We start from the raw sequence: 15699 nt of genomic DNA on the forward strand, positions 1-15699 counted from the left end.
AGTCGGTATATGTTTTCTACAAACAAGAAATAAAAAGTCTTGGCCCAGGGGTGGGCCTTGTGTGAATCAATGAACCAGGTTGGCAGTAGCCATATAGCGACTTAAAGTTGGAGTTCCACTGCGTCGATCTCGGAAGATGTTGTTTTTCTGGCTCCTTTGAGCAGCCCGGATCTTACGTTCAGATAAGTGAAGAGCGTTATTGCATCGGCTCCCTGGAAAGCGATGTAGCCGTCAGGACGAATCAACATCAACGTGCCCGCTTTGGCATGGTAACGCTTGTGCAGCCGCCAATCGGGGTCCAGCAACGTCGAGTGCCAGGAAGGCAGTTCGGCGCTGCTCAGGGCATCAATAACGCAATAAGCCTTGATGCCCGGGTAGTCCTTCTCCACCGACTCGGCCAGCGAGTAATAGCCCGGCAACAACGGGGAAAACTGATCGGCTGCGCTGAAAATCAACAGCGTGAACGTTCCGTGGAACAAGTCGATCAAGCGCTTTGGCGGCATACCTTGCAGTTGCCACAACTCGACATCGGGTGCCAGTTGCCCGGCGCGAGGCACCGACGTCTGGAATTCAGGTTTCTTGCCTTTTTTATCCCAATTCATGCGCTGCTTTTTCGTCAGCGATTCCTGGATGTAATCACTCTTGCCGTAGTGGTACTGATGACCGGAAATCATCGACGGCAGTTTGCGCTGAACCTTGCGCCTGTTGCTTATCAGTGGCAGAACATTGTCGCGCAGCCAAACGAGGGCGCGATGCTTGACGGTAATCAGTCCGGTCAGTCGATGTGCCGTGTTCTCGACTTCCAGGGCCACCGGGTAACGCTCTTCGTTGTAGCTTTCCAGCAACGATGGATCAGCCAGGCCCTGATCGACATAGGCCATTTTCCACGCCAGGTTATAGGCCTCGGAAACCCCCAGGTTCATCCATTGGCCACCGATCGGGCTGCCGATATGAGCCGAGTCGCCTACCAGAAACACAGAGCCTTGCTGCAACGACTGCACGCGGCGATGTTGGAAAGAGGCGATGGTGGTCGATGAAATATTGGACAACGTCATCTTTTGCCCGCGTCCTTCGCACAACCGCTGAAAGTTCTCCAGGCTCAAGGAAGGGCGCTCACCTTCTGGTGGCAGGTTGTAGGGCATCTCGATGAAAAGTCGATAACGGGATTGAGCGCTGATCGGCGCGACCGCGACATAACCGTCCTGTGCACCCAGGAAGAAAGCGCCTTCGTCCTTGCTTCCAGACCACTCGATATCGGCATCGGCGAGCATGAAGAAGCGGTCGTAGGACGATCCTTCGAAGGTCATATCAAGACGTTTTCTGATGTTGCTGCGAGCACCGTCGCACGCGACCACCCAGCGGCTGGAAAAGGACTCGGCGCTGCCGTCCGCATGCTGAAGCGTCATCTGCACCGAGCCCGGCTGGTTTTCTATATCGACCAGCTCGGTATTCCATTCAACATCTGCTCCCAACTTGTTCAGTCGCTCAAGCAGAATCTTCTCTGTCTGCGGTTGTGGCAGGCTGAGGAGCAGGGGGTAGGTGGCGTCCAGGTAGGAGAAGTTGTAGTTCAGCACCCGTTTGGCGTTCGATTGCACCGAAAACTGGTTGATAGTGAATCCGTCGCTGATGGCCTGATCGGCAACTCCCAGATCTCGGAAAATTTCCAGGGTTCTGGAATGGATGGCCATCGCTTTGGTTGCGGTCGAGGGACCGGCATTCTTTTCAATGATGCGAAAAGAGACGCCCCACTTCTTCAGCATGATTGCCAGGGACAGGCCAATCGGGCCGGCGCCTACGATCATGACTGTCGGGGTATGACCGGGTTGGCTGAAGTGCTTGGGGGCCAAAGTGCTCAGAGTGTTCATCGGTTAGTACCAGTTTCTGTAGAAGGGAGAGTTGGCAATGCCGAGCAGGGCATCGTCACCGGATGAATCCCCGTAGGCATAAATGTAAAAGTCATCAAGGTTGCTCAGGCAGCCCTTGAGCCGTGTGACTTTCTCTCTCTCAACACAGTTGGTACCTGATATTCCTCCGGTCAGTTTGTTCTTCGCCGTCGCCAGGCGAGTGCCGCAGACATAGTCAAAACCCGCTGCCTGACCCCAGGGAATCAGGTAGTTTTCCGGCGAGTTGCTGACCAGCGCAGTGACATGCCCCATGGACTGATGCCATTGCAGCCGGCGCAGGGCCTCGGGCCTGAGCCAGAGCGGTAGCAGCTCGCTGATGAAATACTTGGCATGCTCGCGCTCTTGCTCAACGGACAGACCGCCCAGATAACAGGCAATGAATGCCAGTCGGGCTTGCATCAATGGCGTGATGCCAACGATTACACTGAGCATTTTGGGTAGCAGGGGAATGATCCTGAGCCAGAACGATCGGGTTCCCACGATATAACGCATGTAGCGCCAGAACGTATGTCTGTCGGTCAATGTGCCGTCAAAGTCAAACACGGCCAGTACCGGTTGTGTGCCATTAGCTTGCATGAATCTCTTCCTTGAGAGAGATGATCTCGATGGTTTTGGGCAACTTGAAGCCCGAGAGGTAGCGCGAGAGCAGGGTAGAGACAGCGCTCTGGGTCAGGTCGCCGCTCCCTTCAACGCACAGGTGCAGTACGTTGACCTCCTTGTTGTCCGGGACGATGTAAGCTTTCGCGCGCACCACATCCGGGTGCTTCAGGGCAATGGATTCGATTTCAGTCAGGTCGACCATTTGCGCTTTGATCTTCGAGATTCGCAGGCGTTGGCAATAGAAGAACACATGCCCGTCGTCGTCCCGCCAGACCAGATCACCCGTGTGTAGCCAACCATCACGGAAGAACCGGGCATTGGCGTCCTCTGCATCGTTATAGCCGTCAATCACCATCGAACCGCGAATCAGCAGTTCGCCAATGCGTCCAGGTGCGACATCCCGCCCTTCGGCATCGACGACCCGTAGTTCTACGCCTCTGATCGGTTGTCCCATGGCGCCGCGATGGACCTTGCCAATCGAGCTCTGGACAATCACCGGCATGCTCTCGGTCAATCCATAGCCTTGCAGCACCGGATTGCACCCCAGCAGCCTTCCCAGCTTCTCGGCTTCGTCTGCGGGTAAATGACTGCCACCCGAATAAATCATCAGGTGAGGGTGCAACGGCAACAACGCGCCCTTGCGTTTGGCCAGTCGTGTATTGAAGTAGCGAATGACGTCGGGCACCAGGCAGGCAAAGGTGACCTTATGCTGGGACAAGACTTCTGCCAGATCCCTGTTGAGCAGGGTGTTAGTCATTAACAGTGTGGCGCCCACGCTCAAGGGGAAAACCATCATCACCGACAGGCCGAAGATGGCATACAGCGGCAGCGTCACCAGATGAACGGAGCCGACACCTTGAAGATGAAACTGCTCATGCAGGCCATCACTCGATTGCGTCAAATCAAGGTAGCGGTGAGAAACGGCCAGCGGTTTACCGATGCCCCGGTAGGTGAACTGTACCGAGACAATCGGATTGCCTTCGGGCAGTAACAAGGGCTCGGTCTGTCGGGGAAGCCGAGAGTCCGCTGTTGCGTTGTCGGGCAGGGGCGATGACGGCTCGCTTGCGGCGTTCAACACCAAGGAGTGCTTAACGCCGTAGTCAGGCTGAAATGTCTCGCTATGCTGCTCGAACAGCGTTTCGGTGGTCACTACCAGCGTCGGTCTGGCGATGCTGATGACGCTGTTCATTTCGAATGGCGTCAGTTTGTAGTTGAGAATGACCGGAACCGCACCGCGACCGATGATCGCCAAATAGTAAGCGATGAACTCCACCCCATTGGGTAGAACGAGCGCTACTTTGTCGCCAGGCAATACATTTAATGCTGAGAGTGCGCCATTGCACTCTTCAGCCTTTATACGCAACTCACGGTAAGTGACGGTATCTTCTTCCGCGTCCAGGTTCCTGATAGCAATGTGCTCGGGGAACGACTCTGAAAAACCGACGAACCGATGCAGAAAACCTTCTTTAGATGAAAGGCTTTTCATTTACCAACCTCTCTCAATCCTTGAATTTATGGTCAGACAAAAAAGTACTACAGAGGCAGGCTATATATAAATTGTTTCAATTAAGCATCAATGTAGTTATTTTTCCGATACCAATCCAGGGTATCGGTCAATGTTTCCGTCACGGGGCGGAACTTGCACTGCAATTCTTTCAGGCTTTTGTTGTGGCTGAAATGGGTGCGCCCTTGCTCTTGTTCCATGAGTTTGACAGTGGAAGTGCTGATGAGCACCGGTTTTTTCGTGATTCGGTAATAACCTTCATAGATCAAGGCAATTATACGCAGCATGAACAGTGGCACTTTGCGCTCCGGCGCTTTTACGCCGCTGACACTGGAGAGCGCCTGGAAAATGCTTTTCATGTCCATGTGATTGCCGGCTGCCAGGTAGCGTTCTCCGGATCGGCCGCGTGTGATCGCCGCGAGTTGATGCTCTGCTACATCCCTGGCATCGACAACGGAAAAACTTCCAGGCAGTACGCCGGGCAATTTCTGTCCGACAAAGTCGAGCAGGAACTGTCCTGATGAGGTCGGGCCGATGTCCCCAGGGCCAAACATCCAGCCAGGCAATACCATGGCGACGAACATGTCCGGATGCCGCGCCAGGAATTCCTGAACTTTCTGTTCAGACAATATTTTACTCAGGTAGTAATCGTCAGCCTCCGATTCACTGCGAGACATTGTTTCATCGATCACCTGATCTTTATCGCCCTTCAAGACGGCAATGGAGGAGGTATGGACTGCACGACGAATGCCTGCGGCATAAGCGGCCTGCAACAGGCGCTCGGTACCGGTCACGTTAGTGTCATACAGTTTCTGCCAGTGCTTTCCACCTTTGTAACTATCGCGGAAATAGGCGGCCGTATGAAACAAGGCATCACAGCCTTGCAAGGCATGACTGAAGGCGTCGACATTGAGCATGTCGCCTTCGATAAATTCGACAGGCAGATTGCCGAACTGCTTCTTGGCTTTTTCGACGGAGCGGACCAGTGCTTTTACTTTGATGTTTCGCTTTAAAAGCGCATGAACCACATTATTGCCGAGCAGGCCTGTAGCGCCTGTAACAAAGGCATATTCCATTAAAATCCAGCTCCTGTGGGGTGGTAACCTGCTACTGCATTGAGATTGATGTCACCGCGCTCGATGCTTTGACCAGGCAGGGGGCGTCAACGGCGGCAAGTAAAAACCATTCGGTATCTGGAAATCAAGCGGTATTTAACAGTCGCCACAAGGTCGACGTCCTTGAACCCGACCTGAAACACGAAAATCCTGTGGTTTAGAGCGTTGTCGACAGCAGGCATTCACCGGGATCGGGCGGATTGAGGTCATCGCTAGACATTTTTGCCGTCCGTCGCCTGCCTTCTGGGGGGAGTCAAAAGACACCCTCGCTGACTCGATTCATCAGGGCGCGCGCGTCAGGCTGGATACCAAGGCGCCTGAACGTGCGGGGCCCAATACATGGCATTTACATGGCACTCCTTAAAAGTTTAAATGCAAAGTGATTAAGAGGGCTTAGTATAAGATATGATAGTTAAAACAGGTTTGCGCAGTGAGTGGCAGATCCGTTGCATCCAGTTACAAATAGATTTGTTTGGCCAAAGGAGCCGAAGGCGTGATTAAAAAGAGATTAGGTCGAGAAGAAAGTCAGCAAATAACAAGGGATAAGTTATTCGATACCGCCACTGACCTTATGGTGAGAAAAGGTTTTCACGCCACCAGTGTCAACGCCATTTCCGAGGAAGCCGGTTTTTCGAAGGGGGCCTTCTTTTCAAACTTTACAAGTAAGTCGGACTTGCTTCTGCAGTTAACTCAGAGATTCAAGGGAGTTGAGATTGATCGATTGAGTGTCACCCTGACTTCAGGGTATTCATCGGAAGAGCTGACCCATGGATTGAATGCCTATATTGACACGCTTAAAAATAATACCAGTTGCGCGATTCTTGATGCTGAGTTGCAACTGATCGCCTTGCGTGATGAAGAGTTCTCAACGCATTACTACGATCTGCATCAGGAAAATAGTGAAGCCTTGGGTAAGTTGATTACCATCATATTTAATCATGCAGGCAAGAAGCCTCCTTTGGCGAATTCCGCTCTTGCAAGGACCTTCACCGCTTTGTCGGAAGGTTTGATACTGCAAGGGCATAAAGATCCAGCCTCTGAAATAAAACTGGTGTTGAACTCGCTTATCCAGACAGCAGAGCCCTTATAGAACGCTGCCATTCTTGTGATACATACGATATTCGCATGTCCGGGGCTCAGACCTCGGGCAGGATGCGAGCAGCCATGCCCATCTTTAGCGCACACAATAAGGTCTGCGCAGTAGCGCTCAGTGATTCTGGAACGTTTTCAATCCTCGTTGTACGGCGGGCCTGGCTTCGATCGCGTCGAACCAGCGTGATAAGCGTGAAAGCACTGCCCAATCCAGCCGATCACGAAATGATGCCGCAATGGTGAAAGCGGAGATGTCCGCCATGGAGAACTGATCTCCGGCCATAAAGTCGTCGGTAAGAAACCGTTCTGCGTAGACGAGTTGTTCAATGACGCGTTGATCGATAACTGTGGCCGCATCATTAAATCCTGCCTGGCGCAGGGAAAATGCAACATGACTGGGCCCGATGACGTCCGTTACGAAAAAGAAATAACGATCAAACACCCGGTCGCGTTTTGGTCCACGATGCGCAGGTGCAAGCCGACCCGGAGCTTTTGCATCAGCGAACTGAATGATTGCGTTCGATTGGTTAATGACCAGCGGGAGTGTCGATGAATGGTCGACCAGGGTTGGGACTTTTCCTGCCGGATTAAGCGCCAGGTACGACAAGTCGCGTTGCTCATTCGCCTGCAAGTTCAGTCTTCGTGCGGTGTAGGGGATACCTGCTTCCTCCAAGGCTATTGCAGCCCTCAGACTGTTGCCGGTAGGCGCGCCATACAGCTCTATTTTCGGGCTCATCAGACACTCCCTGAAAATGAATGGATGATTATTGGATGCTAAGTGAAAAGCGGCATACGCGCCTGTCTACAAGGAGTACGCACAACGTTTCGCGTCAGTTAACCAGTCCGCTTAGGTATGCCCATTCGACGAGCATGGCCAAGTAGAATGTGTACGCCGCTCAGCACTAATGTGACTTGTGATGGTCAATACACCCCGCGCGACCGTCAGCGGTCGTACTGCCCGGCGCCGACCGGATCCGCATCGGCAATTTGATCAAGGACAGTGAAAGCATGCTCACCGCAATATAATCCGCAACCGCCTGCACCTGGTTCCGTGAATCGGGACTCGCCGTACGTTTACCCCTCAATCCAATTCGAAGATTTAAAGCATGCACCTACGCAAAATTGCAGTTGGGCTGTCGGCCCTTGTTTTGCTCTCGACCGGGGCACAAGCCCGCAGTCTGCTGGATTTCATCAAGCCGCCCACCCAGCATCAGCAACAAACCTCCCACTCGGGCTCGATCAGCCAGAGCGCGGCGCTGGAACTCTATTCAAACAAACAGAAACAGGCATCGTTTGACGGCTGCGCGGATCTGTTCCCGGCCGCGAAACCGATCAACATGGCCACTGTGCCTGCCACAATGAAACCCTTGGCCCTGTGTTCCGATAACTTCGCGGTGCTGTACTCGCAAACCAGCAAGACACCGCTGGTAGTGGTCGAACGCCTTAATGCCGCCCAGCTGCAGGATGCCAAAGGGGAGGAGCGCACCAACCAGTTCTACCCGGACCCACGCATTCCCAAGAGTGGGCGGGCAGAGTTGAGCGACTACCGTAGCCAACATCCGGCCGTGGACCGTGGCCATCAATCCCCGGCGGCCGATGCACCGAACCCCAATGCAATGGCCCAATCCTTTGCGCTGTCGAACATGGTGCCGCAAGACCCAACCAACAACCGGAAGATCTGGAGTAAGGTCGAGTCCGATGTCAGAAAGTTTGCCAAACGAGCCGATGGCAATGTCTTTGTCTTTACCGGCCCGCTCTTTGATTCAGGCCACGGCACCGTCGGCGACAACAAGGTCTGGGTGCCGACCCGCCTGTTCAAACTGGTTTACGACGCATCGTCCAAGCGTGCCTGGGCTTACGTACTGCCCAACGCTGAAACTCGCATCGAGAAGCCGATGGACTATGACGCTTTCGTGAAGAGTACCGGGCTCAACTTGCTGGGGAATCTACCGGTTACAGGTTCCGTGGGGCGCTCTTGATGGCTTGATGGATTAATCCGTAGCAGCTGTCGAGCCGGGGCGAGGCTGCGCAGCAGTCGTAAAACCAGAACTTACGGTGCGTCAGGCAGACCGCGTCAGCCGGATTCACGACTGCTTCGCAGCCGAACGCAGCCTCGCAGGCTCGGCAGCTGCTACAGAGAGTGTGCCGCGGCTAGCGCGCCGCCCAGGCGTTGAAGTGTTCTTCCAACTCCTCGCCGTGGTCCACCCAGAACTCCGCATCTACCGACTGAGCCTTGGCCAAGTTGGCTTCGGCCGTCGGCAATTGCTGCCGTACTGGCTCCGGCAGCAGCGCCAGGGCCTGGCGGTGGACGGGGCCGTAAGGGATGTTTTCCGAGAAAACCTTCTGGGCTTGCGGTTGGCTGGCAAACGCGATGAAACGCTCGGCCAGGGCCTTGTTCGGCGACCCTTTGACCACAGCCCAGTATTCCGGGTCGTACAGGCTCTGGGGCCAGACGATGCTCAGGTTCATACCTTCTTTTTGCGCCGAGGCGATACGACCGTTGTAGGCGGCACTCATCACCACGTCACCGGCGATCAACCACTGCGCCGGTTGGGCTCCAGCCTCCCACCACTGGATGCTCGACTTGATCTTGTCGAGCTTGGCAAAGGCACGGTTCACGCCCTCGGGGGTGCCCAGCACTTTGTAGAGCTCGTCTGGCTTGACACCATCGGCCAGCAGAGCGATTTCCAGGGTGTACTTGGCGCCTTTGCGCAGGCCGCGCTTGCCCGGAAAGTCGGTGACGTTCCAGAAATCCGCCCAGGAAGTCGGGGTCTTGGCCAGCTTGTCCTTGTTGAAGGCCATGACCATCGACCAGACGTAGGTGGCCACACCACACTCGGTCAAGGTCCCCGGTACGAACTGGGCCTGGTCGCCAAAACTGGCCTTGTCCAGTCGCTCGAACAAGCCGGCATCACAGCCACGCAACAGTTCCGGACTCTCCACCTCGACCACATCCCAGGTGGCATGGCCCACATCGACCATGGCCTTGATCTTCGACAGTTCGCCATTGTATTCGCCGGCGACGATGCGTCCTGCACCGCTTGCATTGAAGGGTTGGAAATAGGCCTTGTCCTGGGCCTGCTTGGTGGCGCCACCGAACGAAATGACAGTCAGGGCCTGGGGCTCGGCGAGCACGCCGGTGCACAACAGGGCCAGGGAAAAAGGAACACAGGTACGTAAGGATAAAGACATGGAACGCTCCCACAGCTGGTTTTTAGAATGGTGTAAAGCCGGGCAGTGCTGGCCAGAGGCCGATAAGGTTCCACCGTGCCGGGCTCTTGGGGCTGGCATCGTTATGAAAAAAGCTTTCATCCGGGAAAGCCGGACCAGAGGTGCTCAGTGCGGTTTGATAGTGCGGCATCAATCGGAAGAGGAAAATTATTAAAAATATGCTTGGGAGCTATAAAAAAGCTCTTCAGCAGTGGGCACTGCTGATCCGGGTTGTATTCAGATGAGGTGGATCAACCGGTCACAGGGTCTTCTACCGACCTGTTACCAATGAAGGCTCGAACTGGGCGAGGCCGCCCAGGGCGTCATGTCTCATCTGGCGGTTTGATTCGTACTGATTTCGAATGGTCCTTCAGCGCATTTCAATCTGCGCCTGCAACTGGCCGCCGACGATGGATATTTCTTTGAACTGTTCACCGTCGCGCAGCACGAACAACGCGTCCATCCCGCGCTCTTGTGCCAGGCGTGGGCCTTCGGTTTCGCCCAGCACCATCAGCGCCGTGGCCCAGGCGTCGGCGAGCATGCATGAGGCCGCCACCACTGTGACGGCCGCGAGCGCGTTGCACAGCGGTGCGCCGGTGGCCGGGTTCATGGTGTGGGCGTAGGACTGCCCCCTCACATCGACCCAGTGTCGGTAGTCTCCAGACGTGGCGATGGCAGCGTCGCAGAGTTCCATCACACCCATGACTTCGCGCACACCCCGGCAGGGTTTTTCAATGGCTACGACCCAGGGGTGGGCATCAGGTTTGACGCCGCGGGCGCGCATCTCGCCATCGATGCCGACCAGATAACGAGTGATGCCAAAACCCTCCAGACAGCGGGCCAGCTCATCGACAGCAAAACCCTTGGCGATACCGTTCAGATCGAGGTTCAGCGACGCACGTTTGCGCACCTGATTACGTTGCGGGTCAACGCTCAGCGCCGCACTGGCGGACAGGCGAGCTTGCGGCGGCAGCGTGTCGAGCATCTGCTCCGTGACGGTCTGTTCGCCGGGGCCGAACCCCCAGGCATTCACCAGATCGCCGACCGCGATGTCGAAGGCGCCGCCGGATTGCTGACTGACACGCAGCGCGGCAGACAGCACCATGGCCAGTTCCTTGGGTACCGGCACCCACTCCTGTTCGGGGGCGACGTTGAGGCGGTTGAGATCGGAGTCGGGTTTCCAGGTGGACATTTGCTGGTCTACCCGGGCCACGGCGCGTGCCAGGCTATGGTCGATGTTGTCGGTATTGATCCCGGCTTGCGCATAGAACAGGGCGGTGTAACGGGTGCCCATGGTCTCGCCATTCAGGCTGTAGCGTTGCAAGTCAGTAGACATCTTCACGGTAGCGTCCTTGTGCCTTGAGGGTCAGCACACTCAGGTTGATCGGCGCCAGCACTTCATCCAGGGCCTGCATCACGCCCTTGGCCATCTCGCGACCGCCACACACCAACACTTGGGCGCCTTTCTCAATCAACCGGCGCAAGACCAGCGCATCGCTGATCAACCGGTCTTGCACGTAACTGCCGCCCATGACCTGGGAGAAGGCGGCACGCAATGCCGTGAGGCGCTGGTCCGCCAGGTAACGTTTGAGCTCCGATTCATAGAGAAAATCCGAAGCCGGATTACGCCCGCCCCAATACAAGTGCATGGGGTGTCGGGCCTTGTTGTTGCGAATAAAACCGGTCAAGGGGCCTATACCGGTACCGGCGCCGATCAGGATCACCGGGTGCGCGCCCGACGCCGGACGAAATTGTGGGTTGGGCTGGATAAAAGCTTCGATCGACGCACCGATGTCCAGGTTGTGAAGGAATTGCGAGCACACGCCACCTTCGTGTTTACGTACGCAGATTTCCAGCACACCGTCCTGCGAACTGCTGGCCAGCGAGTAAAACCGCGGGATCGCGCTACCAGGGGGCAGAATCCCTGCCAGGTCTCCGGCCAGAAACTCCGGCAGCTCGCTGGCTGCCTTGAAGCGTAGTACGTGGGTCGGCGCATTCACCTGTTCGCCGTAGGCGATGCGCTCCATCAGAATCAGTTGATGGGTACGTGGCTGCTCCGGAGTGTGGACCAGCGTCAGGTCCTGCCCCAGTACTTTGCCCAGTGCGCGGCCCCAGCGAGCAAATTCCTGGGCGGACTGGCGGTTGACGGTTTCCAGCTCCAGCAGCGGTGAGCCACCGGCCTGTAACATCGCGTCCTGCACCTGATGGGCGTACTGACAGAACTGCGCAAACTGGCGGTCGCCCAAGCCCAGCACGGCAAATGGAAGGCCGGGTTTGAGGCCGACCCTGGTCAACCGTGCCAGGAACTGCGAAGCCGAGGCCGGGGCGTCGCCGTCGCCGTGGGTCGCGGTGAGGATGAACACCCGTTGGGCATTGCCGTATTCGCTGGTGTATTGATTCATCGCCGCGCTATGTACTCGGTGTCCGGCCTGGTGCAAAGCGTCATGCAAGGTGTTGGCAAAGCCCCAGGTGCTATTGTTTTCACTGCCGACCAGAATCACGCTGTCGGCAGATTGCGCGGTGCAGTTTTCACGGATGTTCGGAGCGGCCTTGCGGCGGCGCCACCACAGCAGGATACCGGTCACGCTCATCAACGGCACGCAGAGGGCACAGAGCCCCAGCGGCAGACCGAGCCACCAGAGGCCTTCACCGGTGTGCAATTGATAAATCAATTCGTAGACGTTGCGCATCGAATCGTGGGCTTGATAGGACAGCAAAGTGCCGCTGGCCTGGTCCACGTAACCGTCGCCCTGGGCCGTGCGCAGGGAAAACATGTCTTGCGGGTTATTGGGGTTCGGGTAGACCAGCTCGCGCAGGTCATTCAGGTCAGTGGCCTGCAAGGCTTTCAGGTTCGCCACCGGCAAGGCCGGGCCGGCGCTGACGTGGGCGGGGAAGGTGGGCTCATTCTGACTGCCATCAGCGATAAAGCCGAAAGTCGTGGCGCACATATAGAGCCCGCTCAGTGCCGACAACAGCAGCCCAAGCAATGCCAGGCGTCCGACTTCAGCATGCCAGCGCTGGCTGAAGGAACCTCGCAGTGGCCGCAACAGGTTGCGCCAGCCGCCCAGCCGCCGGGCCAGCAACAGCGCACCAGACACCGACAGCATCAGCATCAACAGTGCGCCGACTCCAGACACCCCGTGGCCAGGTGTGCCAAGGAACAGCGAGCGGTGCAGGTCTTTCATCCAGCGCGAGAAGGCGGATGGCTCGTAAGGTGCGAGGCCTTGACCGGTCAGTGGATCGACCTTTTCGGCCCCGGCCTGACCGTCCTGGTTGTAGTAGACGATGACCGTCCCGGACGCTGTGCGCTGGATCTGCTCCACGCCCTGGAAATGGCTGGCTACGCGCCCGGCCAGTTGACTGACGTTGACTTGCCCGGCAGCGGTGGACGTGCTGTGCAGGCGTTCCAGGGCGGGGTCGACAGACAGCATCGCGCCGCTGATGGCCAACAGCATGACCAGCAGGGCGGCGATCAGGCCGGGCAGGGAATGGAACTGGCGAAGCATGTTCAGCCTCCAGAATGGCCAGTGCTACAGATCGTAAGTAAAGGACTCGACGTAGGTGCTGCCGGTCGCCGGCTTGCCTGCGCCCTTGGACGTCAGGGGCACGCTGACATCGGCGCGGGCATCACGTTTGTCCTCGACGGCGCTGTCGATGCGGATTTGATAGCCGGCATCGATCAGGGTGTCTGCCAGTTCGACACTGACTTTGAGGGTGCGCCCACTGCCGACGCTGGCGCCGCTGACTCCGTCAAACTCGCTCGGGTTCATCCCGCTTCCACGGGCCCAGTCGGCCAGATGTCTGTAATACTTGGCCTTCTTGCCGGCCACCCAGAGGGTTTTCTGGTATTGGCCAGTGGCGTCGGTGACGTAGATCGCCAGATACGCATCATTGCCGCTGTAGTCCTTGAGCTGAGTGGTCAAGGTCACTTCACGGGCCTGGACCAGTCCTGGCAGGGCAACGGCGCCGGCGAGGCAGGATGCAGCGATAATTTTTTTCATGGGAGTGTCCTTTTGATCGTTGGGTCCAGATCCTGGACTTGCTTGCTGACAGCAACCTGAAGCGCAGTAAAAATCATCGACAGAGGAACTCACCTGAGTCTTCAGATTTACGTCAGGTAAGACGATTAAGGTGCTGCACGATAACCATCAAGGAGGTGCCAGATGCGGGTTTTATTGGTCGAGGACGCACCGGGGTTGGGGGAGGCGGTGCGCGAACAGATCGCCGATGACGGCCACGCCGTCGATTGGGTGCAGCGCCTGGAGCATGCGCGCAACAGTGTGCGCACTACCCCTTACGACCTGATCCTGCTTGACCTGATGTTGCCGGACGGTCGCGGGCTGGATTTTTTGCGTCAGCAGCGTTCCGCAGGGGATGCAACGCCGGTGATCATCCTGACTGCCCAGGATCAGATATCCGATCGTATCGCCGGCCTCAATGCCGGGGCCGATGATTATCTGGTCAAACCGTTCGACCTGTTTGAACTTTCGGCCCGTGTGGCTGCTGTGGCTCGCCGTTATAGTGGCAACCCCAACCCGCAGATCAAACTCGGCGAATTGCAGATCGATATGAGTGCCCGTACGGTGCAGCGGGCCGGTGCGACTGTGGACCTCACGGCGCGGGAGTGGGCGCTGTTCGAGGCATTTGTCCAGCGCCCCAGCGCACTGCTGTCCAAGGCGCAGCTCGAAGAACGGTTGTACGCTTTCGGTGCCGAAATCGAGAGCAACACAATCGAGGTCTATATCAGCCGGTTGCGTAAGAAACTCGGGCGCGACCTGATTGAAACCGTGCGCGGCATGGGCTACCGGTTGACGTCCGCATGAAGTCGTCCAGCCTGCAAAAACGTCTCGGCGTGGGCTTGACCCTGGGCATGACCTTGCTTTGGCTGGGGGCGACCGTCGGCGCCTGGCTGGTGGTGCAACATGAGTTGAATGAGGCATTCGACAGCGCGCTGGAAGAGACGGCGCAACGCATGCTGCCCCTGGTCGTACTGGAAATCAGCAATCGGGAAAAGCCCGATGAGACACACCACGTGGCCCCCCTCACAATGCACAAGGAATACCTGACCTATCTGGTGCGCGATGCGAGGGGCAAGATCCTGATGCAATCCCACGACGCCAACCCGAATATCTTCAACAAACAACCGACCGAAGGTTTCTCCACCACTGAAAAATACCGTCTGTATGGCGCCAGTGCGTTGCGGGAAACGCTGTTCATTGAAATCGCCGAGCCCCTTGGCCATCGCCGTGAGGCTGCGCGGGAAGCCTTGTTTGCCTTGCTGATGCCGCTATTGGCGCTGATTCCCATCAGCCTGTTGGGCACCTGGTTATTCGTGCGCATCAGCCTGCGCAGCGTATTGGCCTATCGTCGAGCGGTGGAGGCCCGTGGGGTGGGTGATCTGTCGCCGATCAAAACGTCGCGCCTGCCGGCCGAAATCGATCCGCTGGCTGACGCGGTCAACCATCTGCTGGAGCGTTTGCGCAAGGCCCTGGAGGCCGAGCGTAGTTTTACCGCCAATAGCGCTCATGAACTGCGCACGCCACTGGCCGCTACCCTGGCGCAGGTCCAGCGGCTGCGTCACGAAGCGCCCGAAGGCCCGTTGCGAGTGCGCGCGGCAAAGATCGAAAACTCGTTGCGCGAGTTGGCGCGGCTCTCGGAAAAGCTCATGCAACTGGCCAAGGCCGAAGGCGGTGGGCTGCTGTCCGAAACGCCCCAGGATCTCGTTCCGTTGCTGGTCCATGTGGTTGATGAGTGGAACCATAGCAGCGCTCGCCACATCGAGCTGCAGCTGCCAACCCAGGCCTGCGTGTACTCGGTCATTGATCCAGACGCTTTCGGTATTCTGTTGCGCAACCTGATCGAGAATGCGCTGAAGTACGGTGCGATGGATCAACCGATCGAAGTCAGTCTGACCGACCAGGCGTTGCTACGGGTGGTCAACGGTGGCCCGGTGGTGCCGGAGCCCGTGTTGCAGCACCTGACCGAGCGTTTTGTGCGCGGTCACAGTGAAGCCAGCGGGTCAGGGTTGGGGTTGGCGATTGCCAAAACCATTGTGCAGGGGGTCAACGCGCGAATGATGCTGGTGTCGCCGGCAACAGGTCGACAGGATGGATTCGAAGTCTGCGTCTGGTTACCGCTCGTGTCCGCTGTCGAAGGCTGAGGGCATGCTTGGCATGTGCTAACTGTTCGCCACTATTTTCTCTGGCTGCCCATGAACGAGGAGAGTCCGGGCAGAATTACAGCACCGATCTCAGACCAGGTTGACATGCGTAAA

13 protein-coding genes are annotated in these 15699 nt (G+C 57.0%); 4 read left to right on the forward strand and 9 right to left on the reverse strand.

The genetic code is table 11. The features are described from left to right. Positions 1-101: 101 nt before the first annotated feature. The 4 genes from FFH90_RS14100 to FFH90_RS14115 form a co-directional block, all read right to left on the reverse strand. On the reverse strand, positions 102-1865 hold the full coding sequence (locus tag FFH90_RS14100) for an FAD-dependent monooxygenase (RefSeq protein ID WP_111454948.1): 1764 nt from the start codon (positions 1863-1865) through the stop codon (positions 102-104). Positions 1866-1868: 3 nt separating this feature from the next. Continuing rightward, positions 1869-2480: an HAD-IB family hydrolase gene (locus FFH90_RS14105; RefSeq protein ID WP_018927948.1), complete on the reverse strand. Its 612-nt coding sequence runs from the start codon at positions 2478-2480 to the stop codon at positions 1869-1871. Beyond that, the gene (locus FFH90_RS14110; RefSeq protein ID WP_064617441.1) at positions 2470-3990 is read right to left on the reverse strand and encodes a class I adenylate-forming enzyme family protein; all 1521 of its coding nucleotides are present in this window, start codon (positions 3988-3990) and stop codon (positions 2470-2472) included. The genes FFH90_RS14105 and FFH90_RS14110 overlap by 11 nt, the downstream gene beginning before the upstream one ends. Positions 3991-4070: 80 nt before the next feature. Continuing rightward, positions 4071-5084 carry an SDR family oxidoreductase gene (locus FFH90_RS14115; protein ID WP_111454949.1) on the reverse strand — a complete coding sequence of 338 codons (1014 nt, stop codon included), beginning with the start codon at positions 5082-5084 and terminating at the stop codon, positions 4071-4073. A gap of 532 nt (positions 5085-5616) precedes the next feature. Between FFH90_RS14115 and FFH90_RS14120 the strand changes: the two genes are divergently transcribed. Then, positions 5617-6213 (forward strand): TetR/AcrR family transcriptional regulator, encoded by a 597-nt coding sequence (locus FFH90_RS14120; RefSeq protein ID WP_138867392.1) that lies wholly within the window; start codon positions 5617-5619, stop codon positions 6211-6213. Between the two features lie 117 nt (positions 6214-6330). On the opposite strand, the gene FFH90_RS14125 is transcribed toward FFH90_RS14120, so the two are convergent. Continuing rightward, positions 6331-6951 carry a glutathione S-transferase family protein gene (locus tag FFH90_RS14125; RefSeq protein ID WP_111454951.1) on the reverse strand — a complete coding sequence of 207 codons (621 nt, stop codon included), beginning with the start codon at positions 6949-6951 and terminating at the stop codon, positions 6331-6333. Between the two features lie 370 nt (positions 6952-7321). Here FFH90_RS14125 and FFH90_RS14130 point away from each other — a divergent pair, with 370 nt between their 5' ends. Beyond that, entirely contained in the window at positions 7322-8194 is an 873-nt protein-coding gene (locus FFH90_RS14130; protein ID WP_018927953.1) for a DNA/RNA non-specific endonuclease, read from the forward strand. A 172-nt stretch (positions 8195-8366) separates the two neighbouring features. Here the strand turns inward: FFH90_RS14130 and FFH90_RS14135 are convergent, their stop codons facing one another. The 4 genes from FFH90_RS14135 to FFH90_RS14155 form a co-directional block, all read right to left on the reverse strand. Further along, complete coding sequence (locus FFH90_RS14135; protein ID WP_111454953.1) at positions 8367-9407, reverse strand: ABC transporter substrate-binding protein; 1041 nt, start codon at positions 9405-9407, stop codon at positions 8367-8369. A gap of 388 nt (positions 9408-9795) precedes the next feature. Then, positions 9796-10761 carry an FAD:protein FMN transferase gene (locus FFH90_RS14145; RefSeq protein WP_111454955.1) on the reverse strand — a complete coding sequence of 322 codons (966 nt, stop codon included), beginning with the start codon at positions 10759-10761 and terminating at the stop codon, positions 9796-9798. Beyond that, complete coding sequence (locus FFH90_RS14150; RefSeq protein WP_111454956.1) at positions 10751-12931, reverse strand: PepSY domain-containing protein; 2181 nt, start codon at positions 12929-12931, stop codon at positions 10751-10753. Before FFH90_RS14150 ends, FFH90_RS14145 begins: the two co-directional genes overlap by 11 nt. Positions 12932-12955: 24 nt before the next feature. Further along, on the reverse strand, positions 12956-13426 hold the full coding sequence (locus tag FFH90_RS14155) for a DUF2271 domain-containing protein (protein ID WP_018927958.1): 471 nt from the start codon (positions 13424-13426) through the stop codon (positions 12956-12958). Between the two features lie 162 nt (positions 13427-13588). Between FFH90_RS14155 and FFH90_RS14160 the strand changes: the two genes are divergently transcribed. Further along, positions 13589-14248, forward strand: a complete 660-nt coding sequence (locus FFH90_RS14160; protein ID WP_111454957.1) for a response regulator transcription factor — start codon at positions 13589-13591, stop codon at positions 14246-14248. Then, positions 14245-15585 (forward strand): ATP-binding protein, encoded by a 1341-nt coding sequence (locus FFH90_RS14165; protein WP_111454959.1) that lies wholly within the window; start codon positions 14245-14247, stop codon positions 15583-15585. Before FFH90_RS14160 ends, FFH90_RS14165 begins: the two co-directional genes overlap by 4 nt. Positions 15586-15699 lie beyond the last annotated feature (114 nt).

The organism is Pseudomonas sp. ATCC 43928 (assembly GCF_005938665.2).
Taxonomy (GTDB): domain Bacteria; phylum Pseudomonadota; class Gammaproteobacteria; order Pseudomonadales; family Pseudomonadaceae; genus Aquipseudomonas.

Bases quoted from the DNA above. Each gene is read 5' to 3' on its own strand.
- FFH90_RS14115 (WP_111454949.1), bottom strand. From the start codon at position 5,084: ATGGAATATGCCTTTGTTACAGGCGCTACAGGCCTGCTCGGCAATAAT.
- FFH90_RS14160 (WP_111454957.1), top strand. From the start codon at position 13,589: ATGCGGGTTTTATTGGTCGAGGACGCACCGGGGTTGGGGGAGGCGGTG.
- FFH90_RS14165 (WP_111454959.1), top strand. From the start codon at position 14,245: ATGAAGTCGTCCAGCCTGCAAAAACGTCTCGGCGTGGGCTTGACCCTG.
- FFH90_RS14135 (WP_111454953.1), bottom strand. From the start codon at position 9,407: ATGTCTTTATCCTTACGTACCTGTGTTCCTTTTTCCCTGGCCCTGTTG.
- FFH90_RS14100 (WP_111454948.1), bottom strand. From the start codon at position 1,865: ATGAACACTCTGAGCACTTTGGCCCCCAAGCACTTCAGCCAACCCGGT.
- FFH90_RS14105 (WP_018927948.1), bottom strand. From the start codon at position 2,480: ATGCAAGCTAATGGCACACAACCGGTACTGGCCGTGTTTGACTTTGAC.
- FFH90_RS14145 (WP_111454955.1), bottom strand. From the start codon at position 10,761: ATGTCTACTGACTTGCAACGCTACAGCCTGAATGGCGAGACCATGGGC.
- FFH90_RS14130 (WP_018927953.1), top strand. From the start codon at position 7,322: ATGCACCTACGCAAAATTGCAGTTGGGCTGTCGGCCCTTGTTTTGCTC.
- FFH90_RS14125 (WP_111454951.1), bottom strand. From the start codon at position 6,951: ATGAGCCCGAAAATAGAGCTGTATGGCGCGCCTACCGGCAACAGTCTG.
- FFH90_RS14155 (WP_018927958.1), bottom strand. From the start codon at position 13,426: ATGAAAAAAATTATCGCTGCATCCTGCCTCGCCGGCGCCGTTGCCCTG.
- FFH90_RS14110 (WP_064617441.1), bottom strand. From the start codon at position 3,990: ATGAAAAGCCTTTCATCTAAAGAAGGTTTTCTGCATCGGTTCGTCGGT.
- FFH90_RS14150 (WP_111454956.1), bottom strand. From the start codon at position 12,931: ATGCTTCGCCAGTTCCATTCCCTGCCCGGCCTGATCGCCGCCCTGCTG.